20 protein-coding genes and 1 tRNA gene are annotated in these 20,790 nt (G+C 63.1%); 14 read left to right on the top strand and 7 right to left on the bottom strand.

Going from position 1 to position 20,790, the window contains the following annotated elements; genetic code table 11:
- The first annotated feature begins 48 nt into the window (after window positions 1-48).
- The 4 genes from OHD58_RS20225 to glcF all read left to right on the top strand — a co-directional run bounded on the left by OHD58_RS20225 (window position 49) and on the right by glcF (window position 4,919).
- Complete coding sequence (locus tag OHD58_RS20225) at window positions 49-1,545, top strand: FAD-linked oxidase C-terminal domain-containing protein (protein ID WP_263805188.1); 1,497 nt, start codon at window positions 49-51, stop codon at window positions 1,543-1,545.
- Window positions 1,546-1,549: 4 nt separating this feature from the next.
- Window positions 1,550-2,131, top strand: coding sequence for an ASCH domain-containing protein (locus OHD58_RS20220; protein WP_263805187.1), 582 nt, complete (start codon window positions 1,550-1,552; stop codon window positions 2,129-2,131).
- Window positions 2,132-2,339: 208 nt separating this feature from the next.
- On the top strand, window positions 2,340-3,584 hold the full coding sequence (locus OHD58_RS20215) for an FAD-binding protein (protein WP_263805185.1): 1,245 nt from the start codon (window positions 2,340-2,342) through the stop codon (window positions 3,582-3,584).
- Window positions 3,585-4,919, top strand: a complete 1,335-nt coding sequence (gene glcF, locus OHD58_RS20210) for a glycolate oxidase subunit GlcF (protein ID WP_263805184.1) — start codon at window positions 3,585-3,587, stop codon at window positions 4,917-4,919.
- A 13-nt stretch (window positions 4,920-4,932) separates the two neighbouring features.
- Here glcF and OHD58_RS20205 read toward each other — a convergent pair whose 3' ends face one another.
- Window positions 4,933-5,640 (bottom strand): type 1 glutamine amidotransferase, encoded by a 708-nt coding sequence (locus OHD58_RS20205; RefSeq protein ID WP_263805182.1) that lies wholly within the window; start codon window positions 5,638-5,640, stop codon window positions 4,933-4,935.
- 72 nt (window positions 5,641-5,712) lie between these two features.
- Between OHD58_RS20205 and OHD58_RS20200 the strand changes: the two genes are divergently transcribed.
- A complete protein-coding gene (locus OHD58_RS20200) occupies window positions 5,713-6,375 on the top strand; it encodes a hypothetical protein (protein ID WP_263805181.1) in 663 nt (220 codons plus the stop codon).
- On the opposite strand, the gene OHD58_RS20195 is transcribed toward OHD58_RS20200, so the two are convergent.
- A complete protein-coding gene (locus tag OHD58_RS20195; RefSeq protein ID WP_263805179.1) occupies window positions 6,302-6,958 on the bottom strand; it encodes a hypothetical protein in 657 nt (218 codons plus the stop codon). The genes OHD58_RS20200 and OHD58_RS20195 overlap by 74 nt on opposite strands.
- A gap of 311 nt (window positions 6,959-7,269) precedes the next feature.
- Window positions 7,270-7,641, bottom strand: a complete 372-nt coding sequence (locus OHD58_RS20190; protein WP_263805177.1) for a nuclear transport factor 2 family protein — start codon at window positions 7,639-7,641, stop codon at window positions 7,270-7,272.
- 161 nt (window positions 7,642-7,802) lie between these two features.
- Between OHD58_RS20190 and OHD58_RS20185 the strand changes: the two genes are divergently transcribed.
- Window positions 7,803-8,537 carry a 16S rRNA (uracil(1498)-N(3))-methyltransferase gene (locus OHD58_RS20185; protein WP_263805176.1) on the top strand — a complete coding sequence of 245 codons (735 nt, stop codon included), beginning with the start codon at window positions 7,803-7,805 and terminating at the stop codon, window positions 8,535-8,537.
- Window positions 8,538-8,590: 53 nt separating this feature from the next.
- Here OHD58_RS20185 and OHD58_RS20180 read toward each other — a convergent pair whose 3' ends face one another.
- Window positions 8,591-9,244: a TerC family protein gene (locus OHD58_RS20180; protein WP_263805175.1), complete on the bottom strand. Its 654-nt coding sequence runs from the start codon at window positions 9,242-9,244 to the stop codon at window positions 8,591-8,593.
- A gap of 376 nt (window positions 9,245-9,620) precedes the next feature.
- On the opposite strand from OHD58_RS20180, the gene OHD58_RS20175 reads away from it, so the two are divergent.
- The 4 genes from OHD58_RS20175 (at window position 9,621) to OHD58_RS20160 (ending at window position 13,839) form a co-directional block, all read left to right on the top strand.
- On the top strand, window positions 9,621-10,994 hold the full coding sequence (locus tag OHD58_RS20175; protein WP_263805173.1) for a glutamate--cysteine ligase: 1,374 nt from the start codon (window positions 9,621-9,623) through the stop codon (window positions 10,992-10,994).
- A 387-nt stretch (window positions 10,995-11,381) separates the two neighbouring features.
- Window positions 11,382-12,338: a hypothetical protein gene (locus OHD58_RS20170; protein WP_263805172.1), complete on the top strand. Its 957-nt coding sequence runs from the start codon at window positions 11,382-11,384 to the stop codon at window positions 12,336-12,338.
- Window positions 12,339-12,433: 95 nt separating this feature from the next.
- Complete coding sequence (locus OHD58_RS20165; RefSeq protein ID WP_263805171.1) at window positions 12,434-13,345, top strand: DUF937 domain-containing protein; 912 nt, start codon at window positions 12,434-12,436, stop codon at window positions 13,343-13,345.
- A 245-nt stretch (window positions 13,346-13,590) separates the two neighbouring features.
- A complete protein-coding gene (locus tag OHD58_RS20160) occupies window positions 13,591-13,839 on the top strand; it encodes a type II toxin-antitoxin system HicB family antitoxin (protein ID WP_263805170.1) in 249 nt (82 codons plus the stop codon).
- Between the two features lie 577 nt (window positions 13,840-14,416).
- Here OHD58_RS20160 and OHD58_RS20155 read toward each other — a convergent pair.
- Window positions 14,417-14,707 carry a DUF1127 domain-containing protein gene (locus OHD58_RS20155; protein ID WP_263805168.1) on the bottom strand — a complete coding sequence of 97 codons (291 nt, stop codon included), beginning with the start codon at window positions 14,705-14,707 and terminating at the stop codon, window positions 14,417-14,419.
- A 189-nt stretch (window positions 14,708-14,896) separates the two neighbouring features.
- Between OHD58_RS20155 and OHD58_RS20150 the strand changes: the two genes are divergently transcribed.
- The 4 genes from OHD58_RS20150 (at window position 14,897) to OHD58_RS20135 (ending at window position 19,783) form a co-directional block, all read left to right on the top strand.
- A complete protein-coding gene (locus OHD58_RS20150) occupies window positions 14,897-15,853 on the top strand; it encodes a LysR substrate-binding domain-containing protein (RefSeq protein ID WP_263805166.1) in 957 nt (318 codons plus the stop codon).
- A gap of 87 nt (window positions 15,854-15,940) precedes the next feature.
- Window positions 15,941-17,575: an exodeoxyribonuclease VII large subunit gene (gene xseA / locus OHD58_RS20145; RefSeq protein ID WP_263805165.1), complete on the top strand. Its 1,635-nt coding sequence runs from the start codon at window positions 15,941-15,943 to the stop codon at window positions 17,573-17,575.
- 10 nt (window positions 17,576-17,585) lie between these two features.
- Complete coding sequence (locus tag OHD58_RS20140; protein ID WP_263805164.1) at window positions 17,586-18,713, top strand: P1 family peptidase; 1,128 nt, start codon at window positions 17,586-17,588, stop codon at window positions 18,711-18,713.
- A 50-nt stretch (window positions 18,714-18,763) separates the two neighbouring features.
- Window positions 18,764-19,783, top strand: coding sequence for an alpha/beta hydrolase (locus OHD58_RS20135; protein WP_263805163.1), 1,020 nt, complete (start codon window positions 18,764-18,766; stop codon window positions 19,781-19,783).
- A gap of 56 nt (window positions 19,784-19,839) precedes the next feature.
- On the opposite strand, the gene OHD58_RS20130 is transcribed toward OHD58_RS20135, so the two are convergent.
- Together OHD58_RS20130 and OHD58_RS20125 are read right to left on the bottom strand one after the other, a co-directional pair.
- A tRNA-His gene (locus OHD58_RS20130) sits at window positions 19,840-19,916 on the bottom strand.
- 258 nt (window positions 19,917-20,174) lie between these two features.
- Window positions 20,175-20,639 carry a phasin gene (locus tag OHD58_RS20125; RefSeq protein ID WP_263805161.1) on the bottom strand — a complete coding sequence of 155 codons (465 nt, stop codon included), beginning with the start codon at window positions 20,637-20,639 and terminating at the stop codon, window positions 20,175-20,177.
- Window positions 20,640-20,790 lie beyond the last annotated feature (151 nt).

Below are 20,790 nucleotides of genomic sequence, written 5' to 3'. Positions count from 1 at the left end.
ATGACTGGTAAATGAATTTTACCACTCGATGCAGGGAACTGGCGCGCCATGTCCGGATTGACCATGCCCAAGCCCGATGCGGCGACGCTTGCGCGCCGTGCCGAGATCGTCACCGACATGAAGATCATCGTGCCAGGTGAAGGCGTCGTCGACGCGGAAAACTCGATGCGGGTTTTCGAGAGCGACGGGCTGACGGCATACCGCCAACTGCCGCTGGTCGTCGTGCTGCCGGAAACCGTGAAGCAGGTTTCGCGCATCCTGAAATATTGCAACGAGCGCAGCATCAAGGTGGTGCCGCGCGGCTCCGGCACCTCGCTCTCTGGCGGCGCACTGCCGCTGGAAGACGCGGTGCTACTGGTGATGAGCCGCTTCAACCGCATCCTCGACATCGATTTCGACAACCGGGCCGCGGTGGTGCAGCCCGGCGTCACCAATCTCGGCATCACCACCGCCGTCGAGCAGGAGGGCTTCTATTACGCCCCTGATCCATCCTCCCAGATCGCCTGCTCGATCGGCGGCAATGTCGCGGAAAACTCCGGCGGGGTGCACTGCCTGAAATACGGGCTGACGGCGAACAACGTGCTCGGCATAGAAATGGTGCTGATGGACGGCGAGGTGGTGCGCCTCGGCGGCAAGCACCTGGACAGCGAAGGCTACGACCTGCTCGGCGTGATGACAGGGTCGGAAGGGCTGCTCGGCGTCGTCACCGAGGTGACGGTGCGCATCCTGCAACGGCCGGAAACCGCGCGGGCATTGCTGATTGGCTTTCCGTCCAGCGAAGAGGCGGGCCAATGCGTCGCCGACATCATCGGCGCCGGCATTATCCCGGGCGGCATGGAAATGATGGACCGGCCGGCAATCCACGCGGCCGAGGATTTCGTCCACGCGGGCTACCCGCTGGAGTGCGAGGCGCTGCTGATTGTCGAACTCGACGGCTGCGGCGACGAGGTCGACCACCTGATCGGCGCAGTCGAGGCCATCGCACTGCAGAACGGCTCGACCACCTGCCGTGTTTCGCAATCCGAACAGGAAAGGCTCGCCTTCTGGGCCGGGCGCAAGGCGGCATTTCCGGCGGTCGGCCGCATCTCGCCGGATTATTACTGCATGGACGGCACCATCCCGCGCAAGCAACTGCCGAAAGTCCTGCACGGCATGCGCGAACTGTCGGAAAAGTACGGGCTGCGCGTTGCCAACGTCTTCCACGCCGGCGACGGCAACCTGCATCCGCTGATCCTTTACGACGCCAATGTGCCGGGCGAACTCGAAAAGGCGGAGGAATTCGGCTCCGATATCCTGCGGCTCTGCGTCAAGGTCGGCGGCGTGCTCACCGGCGAGCATGGCGTCGGCGTCGAGAAACGCGACCTGATGCCGGAAATGTTCAACGAGATCGATCTCGACCAGCAGATGCGGGTGAAGTGCGCCTTCGACCCGCAACACCTGCTCAATCCTGGAAAGGTGTTTCCACAGCTTCGCCGCTGCGCCGAACTCGGCCGCATGCATATCCACCAGGGCAAGCTGCCATTCCCGGACATTCCGAGGTTTTGACGGGATGCTGTTCAGGTGGGAAACCCTCGACGGTATCGCACGTGGCGACGTCACGCTGGCTTTCCGGCGCTGGAAACGGCCGACGGTGAAGGCTGGCGGCCGCGTGCGTACCGCGGCCGGCGTCGTGCGCATCGGCGCGATCGAGACGATCGACGCTGCCGGTCTGACCGAGATCGATGCGCTAGCCGCGGGCTTCGCAAACCTGGCCGCGCTGCAAAAAATGCTCGGGCCGGAAAACGGCGATCCTGTGTATCGTATCGAACTCACCGGCATCGAAGCAGACGAACGGGCGGCGAAGCGGGAGGCGGCGGAACCTTCCGATGGCGAATGGCGCGACATCGAGGCGCGGTTCGCGCGCTGGGAAAAATCCACGCCCGGCTATTTTCCGGCGATCCTGCGCCTGATTAGCGAACACCCCGCCATTGCCGCGGCGACACTGGCGGCAGCGCTCGATGTCGAGAAGCTGAAGTTCAAGCAGGACGTGCGCAAGCTGAAGGAACTCGGGCTGACGGAAAGCCTCGAGGTTGGATACCGGCTGTCGGCGAGGGGTAAGGTGGTGTTGAAGCGGGTGGGCAAGGATCAATGACAAACGGCCGAGCCCTACGTTGCCCCCCTCTGTCCTGCCGGACATCTCCCCCACACGGGGGGAGATTGGCAGCGTCAACGCGGGTCCTCCTTCGGCAGCCCTTTGCGAAAACGGTGGCACAGCCAATCTCCCCCCGTGTGGGGGAGATGTCCGGCAGGACAGAGGGGGGCGCGAAGGAACGCGACCTCCTCTCAAGAGCCCTTCACCCATGACGACCTTCACGCCCACCTCCGCCGCCGAAACCCTCTCCGCCGTCCAGTGGGCGCTGGCGGAGGAGCAGCCACTGGAAATCGTCGGCCATGGCTCCAAGCGCGGCATCGGCCTTCCCGTGCAGGCGGCGCATACGCTCGATCTCTCCGGCCTGTCGGGCGTCACGCTCTACGAGCCGGAAGAGCTGGTGCTGTCGGCGAAAGCAGGCACACCGCTGGCCGAGATCGAGAGGCTGCTTGCCGACAACAAGCAGCAATTCGCGTTCGAGCCGATGGATTACGGCCCCCTGCTCGGCGGCGTAGCCGGGCGCGGCACCATCGGTGGCGTGCTCGCCGCCAATCTTTCGGGTCCGCGCCGGCTGAAAGCGGGGGCCGCGCGCGACCACATCCTCGGCATCGAGGCGGTATCCGGGCGCGGCGAGGCGTTCAAGTCCGGCGGCCGCGTGGTGAAGAACGTCACCGGCTACGATCTTTCCAAGGCGCTGGCCGGCTCGTGGGGCACGCTTGCGGCGCTGACCACCGTGACCTTCAAGGTGTTGCCGGCCGCCGAGACCGAGACCACGCTTGCGCTGCGCGGACTGATGGACGACGCGGCGGCATCGGCCATGGCGCTGGCGCTTGGTTCCAGCGCCGAAGTCGCGAGCGCGGCGCACCTGCCGGAAAACATCGCCGGTCGGGTTCTGGATGGCGCCTTCGCGGGCAGCCCGGCGACCCTGCTGCGCCTCGAAGGTTTCGGGCCATCCGTCGCCTACCGCCTGGCCAAACTGAAGGACCTGCTCAAGGCTGCACCCGGGCTGGAGGAGATCGGCGCCGATGCGTCACGCAACCTCTGGCGCGAGATCCGCGACTGCGCACCGTTCGCCGACGGCAGCGAGCGGCCGGTGTGGCGCGTGTCGATGGCACCGTCGCAGGGACACAGGATGGTGTCAGCGCTGCGCATGGAGGCAGGGGCCGACGCCTTCTACGATTGGCAGGGCGGCCTGATCTGGCTGCGCATGGAGAGCGATCCGGAAGCCGAGACGGTGCGCCGGCTGGTGAAAAATCTCGGCGGCGGCCATGCGACGCTGGTGCGCGCCGGCCTGCAATGGCGCGCCGCGACGCCGGTGTTCGAGCCGCAGCCGCCGGCCCTGGCGGCGCTTTCGGCGCGGCTGAAGAACGAGTTCGATCCGAAGGGGATCCTCAACCCCGGGCGGATGGCGGCAGGTGCGGACGAAGCGTCCCAGGTTCAGACCCAGGAGCGGTAGATGCAGACCAATTTTACGCTGGCGCAGCTTGCCGATCCGCACTTCGCGGAATCGGAAAAGATCCTGCGCAACTGCGTGCATTGCGGGTTCTGCACCGCGACCTGCCCGACCTATGTAACGCTCGGCAACGAGCTGGATTCGCCGCGTGGAAGAATCTACCTGATCAAGGACATGCTGGAGAACGGCCGCCCGGCTGACGAGCAGATCGTCACCCATATCGACCGCTGCTTGTCCTGTCTCGCCTGCATGACCACCTGCCCTTCGGGCGTCAACTACATGCACCTGGTCGACCACGCTCGGGCCCACATCGAAAAGACCTACAAGCGGCCGGTCGTCAACCGGCTGACGCGCGGCGTGCTCGCTATGGTGCTGCCCTATCCCGCCCGCTTTCGCGCGGCGCTGAAACTGGCGGCGCTCGGCCGGCCTTTCGCCGGCCTGCTTCGATCGATCAAGCCATTGAAGCCGCTGGCAGCGATGCTGGCGCTGGCGCCGGCTTCGGTGCCACCGAAGTCACCCATGGCATTGCCGGCGGTTTATCCAGCGGCAGCAGGCGGGCGCGAAAAGAAACGCGTCGCCATCCTCACCGGCTGCGCGCAGCCGGTGCTGGAGCCCGGCATCAACGAGGCGGCGATCCGGCTCATGACCCGGCTCGGCGTCGAGGTGGTGGTGCCAGAAGGCGAAGGCTGTTGCGGCGCGCTGGTGCATCACATGGGACGCGAGGAGGCCGCCCTGCATTCGGCGCGGCAGAACGTCGACACCTGGACGCGCGAAATCGACGGTGGAGGCCTAGACGCCATCGTGATCACCGCGTCGGGCTGCGGCACCACCATCAAGGATTACGGCTTCATGCTGCGGCTCGACCCGGCCTATGCCGAGAAGGCAGCGCGGGTGTCGGCGCGGGCCAAGGACGTGACCGAGTTCCTGGCGACACTCGACCTGCCGGAACCGGCCGAAAAGTCCGGCCTTGCGGTCGCCTATCATTCCGCCTGTTCCATGCAGCACGGCCAGAAGATCATCCGCCAGCCGAAGGAGTTGCTGGCCAAGGCCGGATTCACGGTGCGCGAGCCGCGCGAGGGTCACCTCTGCTGCGGCTCGGCCGGCACCTATAACATCATGCAGCCGGAGATTTCGGCGAAACTGCGCGACCGCAAGGTGAAGAACCTCGCCGCCACAGGCGCCGATCTCGTTGCCACCGGCAACATCGGCTGCATCACGCAGATCGCCGACCGAGCCGGCATGCCGATCGTGCATACGGTCGAACTGCTCGATTGGGCTTATGGCGGGCCGAAGCCGAAAGGGATTGCCGGCAAGAGGACGCTGGTGGCCGCGGAGTAAACGGCCGGAACGATCAGGCCGGGCGAACCGCCCTCACCCATGCGCGGGCGATCTCCATCCCGGTGGCGTCGGCAAGCGGCCCGTGGCGCGCCGCTTCGTCCTCGAAACGGGCGATCCAGTCTGGATTGCGGGCAGCGATGATCGGCGCGAAGGCCTCGTTCCAGCCGCGAACCAGCTTGCGGTCGGCCTCGAAATGGAACTGGATGGCATAGCCTGCACGGCCCACCCTGAAAGCCTGGTTGGCGGCCACCGCACTGCCGGCCAGCCGCACCGCGCCGTCGGGCAGGCTGAACGTGTCGTCGTGCCACTGGAAAACGGGGAATTCCCCGGCGAGGCGTCCGAGCACGGGATCGCCGGCGGCCTCGGCAGTCAACGCAACCTGATGCCAGCCGAACTCGCGGGCGCCGCCGACCTGGTTCTTTCCGCCATAGGCGCGCGCCAGCAACTGGCTGCCGAGACAGATACCGAGAACCGCCTTGTCGGCATCGACGAAGCCCCGCATCAGGTCGAGCAGGGCGGGAAAATACGGGTAGTTGGCGTCGTCGAGGGCGTTCTGGCCACCGCCGAGCACGATCAGCGCGTCATGCTCCCCGGCGTTTTCGGGGAAAGCTTCGCCGCGATGCGCGTTGCGGATATCTATTTCGGCGCCGGCTTCGTCGAGTGCGGCACCGACCTGGCCAAGCCCGGTATCGTCATAGTTCTGGACAACGAGAACCCGCATGACACTCCTGACATGAAATGAACGCCGGGAGCAGTATCATGAAGCCTGTTTTCCAGCCAACAAGGAAACTTTATGCCACTTCAGAACCGTGTCGACCCCTTCGGGCAGATCCATGCCGTGGCGGAGCGCGGCATGTTCACCGGCAACCGCGGCATCATCCACGACCCCGAAACCAGGACCCTCTTGAAAAAGCGCTGGGCTCTGCAAGCCTGGATCATCTGCGTCTGCGAATTCAAGGGCAGGAAGCGGGAACCGATGGGGCGCAACCGGCCCGGCGGCCCCAATGGGATCGGCAAACCCGGCTGGACGGAACTCTTCTTCATGGACGAGGTGACGGCGCTCGCCGCCGGGCACCGGCCCTGCTTCTTCTGCCAGCGCGAGCGCGCCAGGGATTTCGTGGCGCGGTTCGGTGAGGCGTTCGGTATAACCGAGCCACGGGCTCCGGCGATCGACAAGCGGCTGCACAAGGAACGCTGGGCATCGGGCGGCAAGCGCAAGGCCTTGACCCTCGACGAACTCGCCGGGTTGCCCGATGGCGCGATGATTGCGTCAGGCGGCCAGCCTTACGCGTTGAAAGGCGGCCGCCTGTTGCCCTGGAGCTTCCGGGGTTATGGGTTGCCTGTGGCGACAGCACAGCTTGACGCTGCATTGCTGGCGCTCATCACGGCGCCAACAACGATCGCGACACTTGTCTCGGGATATGCGCCGGTATGGCATCCGACGGCCGCCGACTAGCAGCGACGCGGGCAGACGGTCCGCCCCGTTGGTATTGTTTGTAGAATCGCAAGACGGCTTCGATGTAGGTGGAGGGGATCGTCATAACGACCTTGTCGCGACGTCCCACGACCTCGAATGACAAGCCGCTATCGGCATAGTGAGCCATGTCGTCCGCTCTAATGTCGATACCGACCGTCTCGACAACGGCGCAATCCGGGCCACAATCAACGCGCTCGCGGTCGATGACATTGGTGCCAAGCGGTTCGCCTTCGGAGAAGGCCTGCTTGAGATAGACCCGCTTCGGGAAGAAGGCGCGGACCAAGACCTGGAAGCGGTTATTCAGTTCTGGCTTGCTTGGGTTGACCCAAGCGCGGATCGTATAAGTGTTTTTTAGCAAATCATGGTCATGGAAGATCGTCGGACCCATCACCGTGATGGATCCTTCGTGAGAATCGGTGACCAGTCTAGTTCCGGCAAAAACCGCTTCGGAATCCGCGGGATTGACGACAGGAATGCCGTGGAGCGCCGCAATCTGCGCGCCGCATCCAGCCTGAAGGACAACGACCACAATACCGAGAACACGAACAACATAAGAGATCATTCGTTTCGCCCCCTCGAAACAAACAGTGAACAAACTTAGGGAATCATTTGAAGAAACGCAAGAGCGGACGCTAGAAGCCCGTCTGGCGTCGTCGACAAAACCCAGCTGAAGGGGCTCTCTTCGCCGCCACGCCACAGAAGGTAGACGACCACGAATTGAGACGATGGCGGCATGGCTCTGGCCGCAGTGTTTTAGCTCCCTTGGGAACCAACCACATTAGTAAATGTTAATATACTTCCACGCGCTATCGTGGAGTAAGCAGATTGCCGGCACGCAACGTCCCTTCCGTCCGGCAATCTGCTTTTCGGGATTTACTCAACAATTTTCCAGTATGAGTCCTTGCGGATCACCTTGCCGTCGCGGAACGTGTAGAAATCACACCCTCGGACCTCAGTTCTCTTCCCATCGCGGGTGGTGCCGGTGAGCGTCCATTTCGAGATGCCGGTGTCGGCAGCCGAATCCACGAAATGATCCTCATCGCCGTAGTGGACGTCCGGCAGGCCTTCAAAACGTGTCGCCAGCGCGTCCCGTACGTTCGGCTTGCCTTCGGCACGGGACCCCCAGGGCTTGTTTCCCCTCGGCATCTCCAGGACACAGTCGTCGGAAAAGAGCGCCATGATGCGATCGAGATCGTGCGCGTTGAAAGCCTTGCACAGTTCCGTCAGTGTCGATCGAATGTCCATCGCCCCGTCTCCTTACAGCCGGATAATCGACATTGTTCCCAGGTGGCCGGCTTTCCCAACAGATTTTAGCAAAAAACGTCGAAGCCCGCAGGCCCCGCTTCGACCCGATGTCTTCCACGGGGACTTGACCGCAAGCCCCCGCTACAGCATGTCTCCCGCTCATGCGCGCAAACTACCGGATGCAGCGGCTTTTCGTGCCGCTCGACCTTGCCCAGGGCCTCGAGATCGAGGCCGATCCCCAGCAAAGCCATTATCTTGCCAACGTCCTGCGGCTCGGCGCCGGGGCGCAGCTGCTTCTCTTCAACGGCCGCGACGGCGAATGGCTGGCGCAGGTCGCGGCAGTGGCGAAAAAGCGGGTGACGCTGGCGCCGGTGACGCAGACGCGCGTCCAGCCGGAACATCCCGATCTCGTCTATTGTTTCGCGCCGCTGAAGCAGGGGCGGCTGGACTATCTCGTGCAGAAGGCGGTCGAGATGGGTGCCGGCCTGCTGCAGCCCGTGATCACCCAGCACACGCAGATGTCGACGGTAGGCGTCGACCGGCTGCGGGCGAACGTCATCGAAGCGGCCGAGCAATGCGGCATCCTGGCGATCCCGCGGGTGGCCGAAGTGGTCAAGCTCGACCGGGTGCTGTGGGAATGGGAGCCGGGACGGCAACTCATCTTCTGCGATGAAAGCGCCGACACCAACAATCCGGTGCCGATCCTGAACGCAATTACCGGACGCAAGCTCGGCCTGCTGATCGGGCCCGAAGGCGGATTTTCCGAGGAAGAGCGGCGGCAGCTGCGCGCCCTGCCCTTCGTGACGCCGATCCCGCTCGGACCGCGCATCCTGCGCGCCGACACCGCGGCGGTGGCGGCACTCGCAATCATCCAGTCGACGATCGGGGATTGGTGACAGGCACCGTTGCCTGAAACGGCGCCGCGAAGCGGCGCCGTTTCAAAAGGAGATCAGGTTCCGACGGCGGCCATCACTTCCACAGTGCCGCGCCAGATCATTTCCACCGAGACGTAGAGAATGATGGCCAGGCCCACATAGGCGATCCAGCGATGTTTTTGCAGCAAGCGGGCGATGAAGCTGGCAGCGATACCCATGAGGGCAATCGACAGGACCAAGCCGAAGACGAGGATTTCCGGGTGATGGCGCGCCGCGCCGGCGACAGCAAGCACGTTGTCGAGCGACATCGACACATCGGCGATGACGATCTGCCAGGCCGCCTGCGCGAAGGTCTTGCGCGGCGCGCCACCGGCGATCGTTCCATCCTTGTTGAGGTCCTGACCGGAGAGCGCTTCGGCGCCTTCCGTCTCCTCGGCATGGGTGGTGCGAAGCTCGCGCCACATCTTCCAGCATACCCAGAGCAGCAGTACGCCGCCAGCGAGCAGCAGACCGACGATCTGCAGCAATTGGGTCGTGGCGGCGGCGAAGCCGATGCGCAACACGGTGGCGGCGATGATGCCGATCAGAATGGCCTTGGCACGCTGGTCCTTCGGCAGGCCGGCGGCGGCCAGGCCGATGACGATGGCGTTGTCGCCGGCCAGCACAAGATCGATCATGATGACTTGAAGAAGCGCGGACAACGCTTCCGGAGTAAACAGTTCTGACATTTTCTTGGCACCCTTTTGGCTGGGGCGCCGGCTGTGCATGGGCGTGACGCTGCAACGACGCGGGGCTGTCCCGCATTACGTCAGTCGATCATCGCTGAAATGTATTTCATGAAAGCCGGGCCTGGTTGGACTTCCAGTCCGACATCGCAGCTCGCTGGAGCTGCCAGAGGGGCCCGGCCTGGTGCCTTTACCTAGCCGTGCAGAGCCAGGAGTGCAAGTGCGTTCGAAAGTGCCCATGGCGGCGCGGGTGATTGCCGAGCTTCCTCAAGTCAAGGCAGATCAATCCTTGTTGAAGCCTCGATCAGGATTTTTTGCTTGATTGGCTACTGACATTTCGTCCATCACACGCCACCATTCAGCCGGCTTGGAGGATTTCATGGCGCGCGACACGACCGATTTCCGGCCCATCGAAAGCGTCGACGAGCTGGTCGACTATCTGGCCGAGGGCAACAAACCGCGGGACAAGTGGCGGATCGGCACCGAGCACGAGAAATTTCCCTTCTATATCGACGGCAACAGCCCCGTGCCTTATGGCGGCGAACGCGGCATCCGCGCGCTGCTGGAAGGCATGCAGCGGACACTCGGCTGGGATCCGATCGTCGATGACGGCCGCATCATCGGGTTGGTCGAGCCGACCGGCCAGGGTGCCATCTCGCTGGAACCCGGCGGCCAGTTCGAGCTTTCCGGCGCGCCGCTCGAGACGATCCACCAGACCTGCCGCGAGGGCAACGCACACCTGGCGCAGTTGCGCGAAATCGCCGAGCCACTGGGCATCCGTTTCCTCGGCCTCGGCGGCAGCCCGAAATGGACGCTCGCCGAAACGCCAAAAATGCCGAAATCGCGCTACGAGATCATGACGCGCTACATGCCGAAGGTGGGCAAGCAGGGCCTCGACATGATGTACCGCACCTGCACGATCCAGGTGAATCTCGATTTTTCCTCCGAAGCCGACATGCGCCGCAAAATGCAGGTTTCGTTGAAGCTGCAGCCGCTGTCGACGGCGCTGTTCGCCAACTCGCCGTTCACCGAGGGTCGGCCGAACGGGCTGCAAAGCTGGCGCGGCGAAATCTGGCGCGACACCGACAACCAGCGCTCCGGGCTGCTCGAGTTCTGCTTCTCGCCGGAATTCGGCTTCGCCGACTATGTCGAATGGGCGCTCGACGTGCCGATGTATTTCGTCATCCGCGACGGCCACTACCACGACGTCACCCACGTCACCTTCCGCCAATTCATGGATGGCGCGCTGCGCAATTCGGTGCCGCAGGGCGTGCCGACGATGGGCGACTGGGCAAACCATCTCTCGACGCTGTTCCCGGACGTGCGCCTGAAGCGCTTCCTCGAGATGCGCGGCGCCGACGGCGGCCCCTGGCGGCGCATCTGCGCGCTGCCAGCGTTCTGGGTCGGCCTGCTCTATGACGAAGAGGCGCTCGACGCGGCCGAGATGCTGACGGCGGACTGGACCTATGACGAAGTGCTCGCCATGCGCGACGCGGTGCCGGCCGCCGGCATCGGTGCGGAATTCCGCACAGGCAACCTGCGCGATGTCGCCCGCGACGTGCTGGCCATTTCGCGTAAGGGTCTCAAGAACCGCGCGCGCCTCAACCGCGACGATTACGACGAAACCAATTTCCTGTCGCCGCTGGACGAAGTGGTGGCACGCGGCACCACAAGCGCCGAAGAAATGCGCAACGCCTTCCACACGCGCTGGGGCGGCTCGATCGAACCTGTGTTCCTGGAATATGCCTACTGAGGGCGGAGATACCGGTTGCCGGAAGAGCCCCGGGCCGGGCAATAGCCTCCGCCAATTCTTCACGATCACAAACGCTGCGTCCTGTTCGCAGAGTATGCTCACGAGAGCAAACCGGTCGCCGTCGGCTTGAGCGAATGCCGTTCGGCGCCTCCTCACAGGTGGCGATAACAATGCTTGCCACCCGAGCGGCTCGAATTCGCCACTTCACCGACTAGTTCGACCAGCTCATCGATTAGAGCGTGCCCGTGCACCGCAGCGCGTCATTATCTCGAATGTCGGTGTTGCATCGCTCTAAGCCGAAAACATTGCCCTTGCCATGGCTGCCGCAAACGGCCGTTCAGGTCCGGGGTTCATCGCGTGGAATGGATCGCACGAGGAGGCTACGAAATGACGGACAGCCATATAGTCGGAGAAACAACATTCAGCGGATTGTTCCCCAACCACCGGAGCCGCTTGCTGTGGGCATTGTGCGCGATTGTGCTGGGTGTCTTGATAGCGGGCTTTTGGAACTACCACTGGGTGGACGGCTTCGGAAAAGATTTCGTTGCCGGTCAGACGATTGGCGATACGGAGCGCCTGTCCGGCTCCTATAACGAACAGGGCGTAGGATTTGGTTTTATCTTTGCGATCGTCGCCGGCCTGGCTGCCACCTTTACGGCATGCAACTGCGTCGTGTTTGCCATGCTCCCCGGATTGGCGTGTTCATCCGATGGGGCCGGATCTCCTCGCCAGCTCGCGCTCAAAGCTCTCGGAGTCTTCACGCTCAGCGTGCTCCTGGTCTGCTTTGTATACGGCGCGTATATCGGCACCCTTGGGGCGGAACGCATCGGCGTGTTCAATGAGAGACCGAACCGCCTGGCTCAGGCGCAGATTATTTTCACAGCACTCGGCGGTGTTTTGTTTGTTTGGGGGCTTATTTCCTTCGGGTTTCTGGACAGAGTGATAACGAGGCTTCCGAAGGGATTGCTTCGCTTTTTTGCTTCCCCGCTGACCAAGGCAGGTCTGATGGGGGTGCTTGTCGGATTGTTTGCCGTCGGACGTCCGTTTCCGGTATTCCGTGATTTTCTTGCATATGCGGCGGCTTCGGAAAACTCGCTCTATGGCGGTGCAGTGATGGCCGTCCAGGGTATCGGGCAGATCCTGGTGATGGTCCTGCTCTTCTTGCTGTTGTTGGTGCCGTTTTCCAAGCGAATTGCCAACTGGGCGTCGCGGCATCCGGGCAAACTGGAGCAGTTCAGCGCAGCCGCTCTGCTGGCGGGTGGATCCTACTTTATCTTTTATTGGGGGCTGGCCTTTGCTTACGATGTGGGAAGGTGGGGCTTCAAATTGAACTGGTATAGCTGATGTTCTGGAGGGCATGGCGAACCACCCCATAGGCGGACGGCGCGGTTTCGGCTAGGTTTCCAGCAACCGGATACGGCTTGCGAGGAGAAACCGTCATGCCCACCCTTTTCGACACGCTGGCGAATGCCCAGAACGGCCACGGCATCGAGATGCTGGCCAGGCAGTTCAACTTATCGCAGCAGCAGACGCAGTTGGCCGTCGAGGCGCTGCTACCGGCATTCAGCCAAGGGCTGAAACGCAACACGTCGGACCCCTACGGGGTCGGCTCGTTCCTGACCGCCATGGCGAGCGGCCAGCACGCCAAATATTTCGAGGACGCATCAAAGGCCTTTGCGCCGCAAGGCGTCGATGAAGGCAACGGCATCCTCGGCCATCTGTTCGGCTCGAAGGAGCTTTCTCGCGCCGTCGCCAGCCAGGCGGCGCAGGCGACCGGCATCGGCCAGCAGGTGCTGCAACAGATGCTGCCGGTGATCGCCTCGATGGTGATGGGGGGTCTGTTCAAGCAGTCGACCGGGCAGATGCAGGCGGCCAGCGGTTTCCCCGGCGGCGGCGGCAATCCGCTGCAGGAGATCATCGAGCAGATGATGAAGCAGGGCGGCGGTTTTGGCGTTCCGCAATCGCCACAGCCGCAACAGCGCCAGGCGCCGCAACAGCCTGCGAACCCGTTCGACAATCCCTTCGGCAAGGTGTTGCAGGACATGTTCGGCGGCGGTGCGGCGCAGCAGCCGCAAACCCGCCAGCAGGCCCCGCAGCAAAACCCTTATGGCGACAACCCGCTGGGGAAGATCTTCGAGGAGATGCTGGGCGGCGGCCAGGCCCGCGGGCGGCAGCCTGAGCCGGAACCCGCGCCACAACCCCGCGCCAACCCGTCTGGCCGCGCCAGCAACCCCTATGACGACCTGTTCGGCAAGATGTTCGAGACCGGCAGTAAGCAGCGCGACGACTACCAGAAGGGCGTGGAGTCGATCTTCGACCAGTTCACCAAGGGAATGGACCGGTATCGGTAGGCAAGTTTCGCCTGTGAGCTGGACCAGATGCGCCGTAATCCCAGAGGCGACTGGTCCATCCACGATGTCGCTGCGGTGTGTCGCGAGACCGGTGTTCGATGTGAACCGCCACGATCTGGTGGATCACATTACAAGGTGTTTCACGCCAACCTGCCGCAGATTTTGACGGTGCCTTTCAAACGCCCCATCAAACCCGTATATATTCGCAAGCTGGTAGCCTTCATCGACGAGGCCAACGAGAAACTATGAGCAGGCTTGAGTATCCGATTATCATCGCGCCGTTGCCATCCGAAGACGGAGGTGGGTTTTCGGCGATCGTGCCTGACCTGCCTGGCTGCATGAGCGACGGCGAGACGCCGGAACAAGCGCTTGCGAACGTGCAGGATGCCATCACCGTGTGGATGGAGGCAGCGCAGGACCTCGGGCGTGCAGTTCCCGCGCCTTCCGCCAGACTTGCATTGGCTCAGCAGCAATCCGCCAACAGGTCGGCCTAGTCCCAAAAAGGAGAAAGCGCCGGGATTTCTCCCAGCGCCTCCCTGTCAATTCAAGCCCACCGAAATGGCCTTGATGTTGACGGCCTGAGCGGTTCGTTTCCTTTTGAGATACGCCCGTTCCAGACCGCGCCCGCGCAACCGGTGAAGGCTTCGCTCAGCGCACCATCGAAAGCATTGTCCGGCTTTCATGGCAGCATCGGTCCATCGTTCGCGTTTGCAACCGTGGCGATGGCTCCCCGTGGGTCTCCGACCAAACTCGCCTGCGACCGAAGCCGCCTGCATGCCTGTCCGGCACGGGCCTCAAGCTACCCCAAGATTTCGATCCGTCGACCAGTCCGGGTCAATCAATGGGACTTAAGTTGACCCAACGGTATGCCAGGTTTCGGGCAGCGCCAACCCCTGCGGCCCTGTGGAAAACGGGATTAACGGGCATAACTCGCTAACTGGCAAAATTACCGGTGCCTGAGCAAGAAAAAGCCCGGCCTCGCAGGGAGGCCGGGCAGGATTGCAGGCAACCGGCGGGAAACCGGTGAGGGGAGTGTGGGGGAAATGCCTGCAGAACCCTTCGTGAGCGTCTTCAGCAGACCCGGCGCGCGGCATCTTCGCCGGCTTCGGCACGCGCTTTCGCCAACGCGCCGAGTTGCGCGGTCGGATCGAAATCGAATGGCGACCTCACCGCTACGTGGAGGTCGGCGCGGGTCAGGCCGATATCGGCCAGTTCGGCATCCGACATATTGCCGAGATGATAAAACTCGCGGCGATTTTTCCAGCTGCGATAAAAAATCGATACGGCGTTGACGGCACGGGTCACGAGAGCCGGACGCGTTGCAGGGTGCATCGCCGGGGTGCTGTGGTCGAGTGTCGTCATGGCCGTTTCTCCTTTTCATCAGGCCTGACGGGCGCGAATCCACGCAAGAACGGCGCCGGGAGGATGCGGCCGTTCCTGTGCGATTCACACACGTCTTCGTGGACGGGTTGGAGATTGCCAGCGGCCTATTGATTAGTCTAACGAATGTTTTTAATCTTTAGCATCAACATTGATGATGGATTGATCCCAATGGCCGCACCGCTCGATCTCGACCAGTTGCAGACCTTCATCCAGATTGCCGATACCGGCAGTTTCACCAAGGCGGCCGACGAGGTGCACCGCACCCAGTCGGCGGTGTCCATGCAGATGCGGCGCCTGGAAGAGCGCATTGGCAAGCCGCTGTTCGAGAAGGACGGCCGCACCAACAAGCTCAGCGAAGAGGGCGAGAAGCTGCTCTCCTATGCGCGGCGAATGATCCGGCTGAATCGCGAGACGCTTGCCGCGTTCGACGATTCCAGCCTTGAGGGCCATATCCGCATCGGAACGCCGGACGATTATGCCGACCGCTTCCTGCCGGAGATCATGGCGCGTTTCTCGCGCTCCAACCCGCGGGTCGAACTGTCGGTGGTGTGCGAACCGACCTTCAATCTCGTCGAGCACATCAAGCGCGGCAATCTCGACCTCGCGCTGGTGACGCATGACGGGACGCGCAGCCAGTCGGAAGTGGTCCGGCGCGAGCCGCTGCTGTGGGTGACGTCGGCCAACCACCTGACACATGAGCAGGAATCGCTGCCGCTCGCCTTCGGGAGGCCGACCTGCCAATGGCGCCGCCACGCCTGCGACGCGCTGGACGCGTCGAGCCGGGAATACCGCGTGCTGTTCACCAGCTGGTCGGCGACCGTCATCATCGCTGCGGTCATGTCCGGCTTGGCGATCTCCGTTCTGCCGGAATGCGCGCTGCGGCCCGGCATGCGGGTGCTGGGCGAAGCCGACGGGTTCAGCCCGCTGCCCGACATCAAGATCGGCATCATGCGCGGCCATTCGTCGAAGCCGGAGATCGTCGACGCCCTGGCGCGCCACATCACAGAGAGCCTGGACAACATTTCGGTGCCGTTGGCCGAGGATGCCGGCACGTTCGACTTCGCCGCAATGGCCGCCCTGCGCGGCCGCAGGCTGAAGCCGAGCCACGTCATGCCGGGCTGGTAGGCACCGGCGGCGGCCGAGCGCGGGAGGTTTCAACGCACGAAGAGCGAAGCTCTTGACCTTGGCCCTCCGGCGCGCGCCAATTCCGGCATGAGCGACATTTTCACCGCCGATTCGAAGACCAACGCCACCGAATACACGGTGAGCGAGATTTCCGGCGCGCTGAAGCGCACCGTCGAGGACGCCTTCGGCAATGTGCGGGTGCGCGGCGAGATTTCCGGCTACCGCGGCCCGCATTCCTCCGGCCATGCCTATTTCGCGCTGAAGGACGATCGCGCGCGGCTGGAAGCGGTGGTCTGGCGCACGACGATGAGCCGGCTCAAATTCCGTCCCGAGGAAGGGATGGAGGTGATCGCCACCGGCAAGCTGACCACCTATCCCGGCAAGTCGAACTATCAGATCGTCATCGACAGCCTGGAGCCGGCGGGTGCGGGGGCGTTGATGGCGCTGCTCGAGGAACGCAAGCGGCGGCTCGCCGCCGAGGGCCTGTTCGAGAAGGATCGCAAGCGGCCCCTGCCCCACATGCCGATGACGATCGGCGTCATCACTTCGCCAACGGGCGCCGTCATCCGCGATATCCTGCACCGCATCGCGGACCGCTTTCCGCTGCATGTGCTGGTCTGGCCGGTGCGCGTCCAAGGCGAGACGGCGGGTGCCGAAGTGGCGGCAGCGGTCAACGGGTTCAACGCGCTGTCGTTCGGCGATGCCATCAAGCGTCCCGACGTGCTGATCGTGGCGCGCGGCGGCGGCAGCCTGGAAGACCTCTGGGGCTTTAACGACGAAGGGCTGGCGCGTGCGGTCGCTGCGTCCAGAATCCCGGTGATTTCGGCGGTCGGCCACGAAACAGACTGGACGCTGATCGACCTCGTCGCCGATGTGCGCGCACCGACGCCCACGGGTGCGGCCGAGATCGCAGTGCCGGTGAAGGCCGAACTGGAGGCGACGCTGGCGAGCCTCGCGGCGCGGCTCAGGGCCTGCGTGACGCGTTCGATCGACCGACGCAAGCAGACCCTGCGCGCCGCGTCGCGCGCGCTGCCCACGGCCGACCAATTGCTGGCATTGCCGCGGCGGCATTTCGACGAAGTGACCGGCCGGCTTGGCCGCGGGCTCATCGTCAACACCGAACGCAAGCGGGCGCGCCTCGGCGGCATCAAGCTGTCGCCAGCGACGTTGTCGCGGCGCATCGACGAATGGCGCAAGCTGACCGACCGCGATGTACTGAGGGCGCAGGCGGCACTGCGCGGCATCGCCCGCGAGAGGCGGGTGAAATTCCTGCGGGCTTCCGAGCAATTGCCAAAATGCGCGAGCGCTTCGCTGGCGCTCAAAAAACGCCGCTTCGAAGCCGCCCAGGCGAGGATCACCATCAACCCACTGCTGCGCGCGGTATATTCGGCGCGCGACCGGCTTGTTCTTGCGTCGCGGCGCCACGAGCAAGTCGTCTCGCTTCAGTTGGACGGCCTGCGGACCCGTCTCACCCAGGCCGACCGCCTGCTGTCGACGCTGAAGCTCTCGGAGCAATCGATCCTCGAACGCGGCTACGCGCTGGTGCTCGATTCGTCGGGCGAACTGATCAAGCGCGCGGCCGAGGTGAAGCCGGGCGATGCGCTGCGCCTGCGCTTCGCCGACGGCAAGGCGACCGCTATCGCCACCAGCGGCGAAGGCCGGGCAAAGCCGCGGCCCGTGACAAAGGCCAAGGAGCCCGGTAGCCAGGGCTCACTGTTTTGAGGCCCCTGGAATGACCGTCGATCCGCATCACGAGAAGACGCCGGCGGGCAAGCCGCGCGCCAGGAGTTTCGGCATCGCATTCGACGGCGAACCCGGCCGGTTCAACGCGATCACCGACGTCGCCGGCGTTTCCGTCGGCTATGCGACGCTGATTGCCGGCGATGGCCCGCTGGTCGTCGGCCAGGGACCGGTTCGCACCGGGGTCACCGCGATCCTGCCCAGGCCGAAAGCCGAACTGGAGATTCCGGTCTTCGCCGGCATGTTCAGCCAGAACGGCAATGGCGAACTGACCGGATCGCATCTGATCGAGGAAGTGGGCGCCTTCAATTTTCCCGTAACGATCACCAATACACACTCCTGCGGCGTCACCCGGGATGCGACGCTGCGCTGGATGCACCAGCTTATGCCCGGCTCACTGGACAGCAGTTGGGGCCTGCCGGTGGCGGCGGAGACCTATGACGGCTTCCTGAACGACATCAACGGCCACCATGTCACCACCGAGCATGTCGCCGCCGCACTCGACGGCGCGGTGTCCGGACCGGTCGAGGAGGGCAGCGTCGGCGGCGGCACCGGCATGATCTCGTTCGGCTTCAAGGCCGGCTCGGGAACCGCGTCGCGGCTGGTCAAGTGGGAGGATCGAAAATTCACCGTAGGAGCCTTCGTGCAGGCCAATTTCGGCAAGCGCTGGAACATCACGATAAGGGGCAACCGATGCGGAAACGACCTCGTCGAACCGGCGGTGCGGGAAGGCACGCCGCGCATGGAAAAGGGCTCGATCATCGCGGTCATCGCCACCGATGCGCCATTCCTGCCGCATCAGCTGAAGCGGCTGGCGCGGCGGGTGCCGCTCGGCATCGCCATGACCGGCGGTTACGGCTACCACAGCTCCGGCGACATCTTCCTCGCCTTTTCCACAGCCAATCCACAGGCGGCGCAGGCGCCGCAGGGCGTGATGGCACGGGCCGAATTCGTGCCCGATGTCGACATCGACCGCTTCTTCGACGCCGTCATCCAGTCGATCGAGGAAGCAATCCTCAACGCGATCATCGCCAACGACGACATGACGGGGCGGGATGGAAATTTCGTGCCGGCGCTGCCGAAAAAGTGGCTGCAGGACACGTTTCCGCGCGGCGGCTGAGGGAGCGGAAGCCGGCGATTTGAGCTGGGTGAATCATCGGAGAGCAAAATATGCGACGGAACAAAACCGTTGGGCGCGGGCAGGTGCACCGCCTGACACTGGCCAGCGAAATGCTCAAAGGAAACCTGCAAGGAGATCCGACCGAGCGCGAGCTGCACGTCTATACACCAGCTGGCTACAGCAAGGGTTCGAAACTGCCCCTGCTGGTCGATCTCGCCGGGTTCACCGGCTCAGGCCTGTCGCATACGAATTGGCGCGCCTTCACGGAAAATGTGCCGGAGCGTCTGGACCGACTGATCGGCGAAGGCAAAATGGGACCAGTGGTGGTGGCTTTTCCCGACTGCTATTCGCGCCTGGGCGGAAACCAGTACATCAATTCGGCCGCCATCGGCCGTTACGAGGACTATCTGGTCGACGAAGTGGTGCCGTTCGTCGAAGACCGCTTCAATTGTGGCGGGGCTGGCAATCGGGGAATATTCGGCAAATCGTCCGGCGGTTACGGCGCCATAATACATGGCATGCGGCGATCCGATGTATGGGCGGCCCTAGCTTGCCATTCGGGCGACATGGCCTTCGAACTTTGCTATCTGCACGACACTGCGAAGGTTTTGAACGAACTTTCCAAGCATGATCGTTCGATCGAGAAATTCATGATCCATTTCGAAGGGTCGCAAAAACCCAGCGAAGACGAACAAGCCGTCATCAATTTGGTCGCGATGGCCGCGTCTTACGATCCCGATCCTTCAGTCTATTTGGGCATCCGCTTGCCATTCGATCTTTATACCGGCGAACTCATCCACGAGCGCTGGAGCAATTGGCTGACCCACGATCCAGCGTTGCTGGCGGAAAAGTACGCTGCCAATTTGCGTCGGCTCAAAGGCATCTATATCGATTGCGGGGATCGGGACCAATTCGCGCTGCACTATGGGTCACGCCGCCTGCATCGCGAATTGGACAGGCTGAAAATCGCACACACTTACGAGGAATTCCCCGACGACCACACCGCTGTCGGTTACCGCATGGACAGGTCCCTGCCGTTTCTCGAAGAGGCTTTGCGCACGTCGAGCTAGAGCATGCGGCGGTTGCGGGCAGCGGCAATTTGAAGGGTTCGGGCGCTTGGGACAACTGGTACGGTTGGGTGGGCTCGAACCACCGACCTCCGGATCCACAATCCGGCGCTCTAACCAACTGAGCTACAACCGCGCATGCCAGCGTCTGGCGAAGCGTCCTTTACGGACAAACCATGCGCATTTCAAGACCGATGGCGTGGAGGCGCGACAATCTGTTTCGCCGATGCTCCACAGGGACGCTGCAATACCCACCATGCGAGTGTCAAAGAAAAAGGCCGGGGGAGGATCCGGCCTTTTTCCATGCATGGCCAGCGGGAGGAGGTGCTGGCCTGTCCGTCAGGCGAAGGGAGGAGGGTTTCGCCTTCCGGGCATCACTTGTCGCCAGAACGAATCAGGCGACCTTGAGTTCCTTGAACGCCTTCTCGAAAGCGTCCTTGACCGGCTTCGACACATCGGTCGCGGCCTTGGTGGTCAGGCTCTGCAGTTCCTTGGTCTGCTCGACGGTCATTTCGACGCGCTTGCGCAGGAAGGCGGTCTGCAACTCGACGAGTTCCGACAGCGACTTGACGCCGACGAGGGCCTCGAGATGCGAGAAATTGGCTTCGGCATTGGCACGCAGGGCCGAAATCGTCTTGAGCGACAACTCGCTGCCAGCCGACTTGGCGGTCTCGAAGGTCGACTCGAGGGTCTTCTGGGTCTCCTCGGCACCGGCCTTCAGCTTGGCATAGGCTTCCTTCGACTGCTCGACGCCCTTTTCGGCAAAGGTGCGGAGCTGGTCGGTGGCCTTGCCGGTATCAAACGTCGGGAATTCAATATTCTCAATGGTTTCTGCGGTTTTCACGGCTGTCTTGGTCATTTCCCTATCCTTCTGATTGGCGATGGTTGTTTGCCCGCGCCCATTTATTCTGTATCCCGATATAGAGCATATTTTTGTGCGTTGCAATATTTTTGCTGCGTCGCACCAAATTTTCAGACACCGATTAACCACGCCCACCGAATTTCCGTTG

The sequence above is a fragment of the Mesorhizobium sp. ZC-5 genome, assembly GCF_025753855.1.
Taxonomy (GTDB): Bacteria; Pseudomonadota; Alphaproteobacteria; order Rhizobiales; family Rhizobiaceae; genus Neomesorhizobium.
This window is presented reverse-complemented; position numbering and strand designations above follow the sequence as displayed.